General features: G+C 51.5%; 1 protein-coding gene. It reads left to right on the forward strand.

Annotated elements, in window-relative coordinates:
- Positions 1–2,028 (forward strand): ATP-binding protein (locus tag H6F80_RS13995; RefSeq protein ID WP_190792149.1); only part of this gene is annotated, 2,028 nt, incomplete at its 5' end.
- Positions 2,029–2,172: the final 144 nt, after the last annotated feature.

Consider the following 2,172-nt stretch of genomic DNA (forward strand, 5'->3'; position numbering starts at 1 on the left):
GCGATCGTGCTGTTCTGGTATCGATCGGTTCAGTTCTCGTCGGAGCTTCAGCAGTTTTTAGCGTCTTTGCTAAGCGGAATGCGAAACCTGCTGCGGTTTCAGGATATGACGCTGCGGCTCGAAAATTTGCAGGCGCGGCTGCGTGCCATCTTAGAAACCATTCCACAGGGCGTAGTGTTTGTGGATGAAAGCGGCGAACAGGGCTGGCTTAACTACATCGCAGCGATGCAGCTTGGATTACCGCAGGGAATGGCAGAACCAATGGCGATCGCCCAGGCTATGACCAGCCTCCGGCTAAAGGCAGACAACCAGCAAGACATCACCCAGCAGGCAGCCCAATTTTTTACCCAACCTCAGATCGAAATTCGCGACTGGCGATGGTTTTTTACCCAACCTCAGCCTCAGGTTTTAAGCCTTTCCAGTACACCAATTAATTTGCGCCATGTTCCTGGTCGCCTCTGGGTCATTGACGATATCACTGAACGCTGGCAAGCGGATGTCGTAACGCAGCAAGCAAAAGATATGGCAGAAGCGGCAAATCGGGCAAAAAGCGAGTTTTTAGCCAACATGAGCCACGAGCTGCGAACCCCCCTCAACGGCATTCTCGGCTACGCGCAGATCCTCAAAAAATCAACAAACTTGACCGAACAGCAGCGAAACGGGCTAGAAATTATTCACTACAGCGGCGAGCATTTACTAACCCTGATTAACGACGTTTTAGATTTATCGAAAATTGAAGCCCGAAAAATGGAACTGCATCCGCACGACTTTCATTTTTCTACATTTCTAGAAAATCTGGTGCAGATGTTTAAGGTTCGCACCCGTCAAGATGTTGCTTTTTTGTATGAACCCGTTGCCCCACTCCCTACTTTTGTACGAGCAGACGAAAAGCGGCTGCGTCAGGTTCTGCTGAATCTGTTAGGCAATGCGATTAAGTTTACCGAGCGGGGATGGATTACGTTTCGGGTTCAACCCGTTGACCATGCCCTGCAACCCGGTCTTTCCCGGCTGCGGTTTGAGGTGGAGGATACCGGGATCGGCATTTCGGCTGAGCAGCTAGAGCAGATTTTTCTACCGTTTCAGCAAGCTGGGGAAAATCGGCGACAATCCGAGGGAACCGGACTGGGGCTAACCATTACCCGGCAACTTGTGCAGCTAATGGGCAGCGAAATTCAGGTGAAAAGCCAGTTCGGGCTGGGCAGCAAGTTTTGGTTTGAGATTGTGCTTCCCGAAATTACAGACCAGAGTGGGATGTCCGCTGTCCTTCCGCCTGTTATTGTGGGCTACCACGGTGATCGTCGTAGGGTTCTGGTGGTCGATAACCAGTGGGAAAACCGCGCAGTGCTGCTGGGACTATTGCAACCGTTAGGATTTGAAACAATGGAAGCAGTAGACGGAAAAGACGGACTGGACAAGGCGCACGAGTTTCGCCCCGATGCCATTTTGATGGATCTGGTGATGCCCGTGATGGACGGGTTTGAGGCAATTCGGCAGCTACGATCGTCTCCAACGCTCAAAGATATTGCGATTATTGCCGTCTCTGCCAGCACCCTGGACTTTGACCAGGAAACCAGTCGGCGGGCAGGCTGTAATGGATTTCTCCCCAAGCCTGTGCGCGAAGTAGACCTGCTAGAGCATCTGCAAACTTACTTGAATTTAGCGTGGATTTGTCAGCCGTCCGAGGAGCCATTGCAGAAAGTCGAAACCCCTCAGGGCACGATGAAAGGCACGATGCGAAGCAGTTCCTCCTTCGGGGAAATTGTGCCTGATGCGCCCAATGGCATTTCCACTGGCATTCCCGCTAGCATTCCCGCTGCCCTTAAAATGCCGTCTGCCCAGGCTGAACTGAATACCCTCTTCGACCTTGCGATGCAGGGTGACTTGCAAGGCATTATGGATCACATCACTAACCTGGAACAGACGGACGATCGCTGGCTTTGCCTGACTCGTCCCCTGGCTCAGTTGGTTCGAGGATTTGAAGAACAGCAGATTTTAGAGCTTATTCGTCAGTATCGAGCACAGTTATGAACACTGTCACCCCAACGACAAGCCTGCCAGCGACAATTCTACCGGCGACAATTCTAATTGTTGACGATACTCCTACTAACCTGAACCTCCTGTTTGATTTTTTGCGAAATTCGGGGTTTAAGGTACTGGTTGCCCAAAGCGGCA

Source organism: Leptolyngbya sp. FACHB-711, from assembly GCF_014695615.1.
Lineage (GTDB): Bacteria > Cyanobacteriota > Cyanobacteriia > Elainellales > Elainellaceae > Leptolyngbya_A.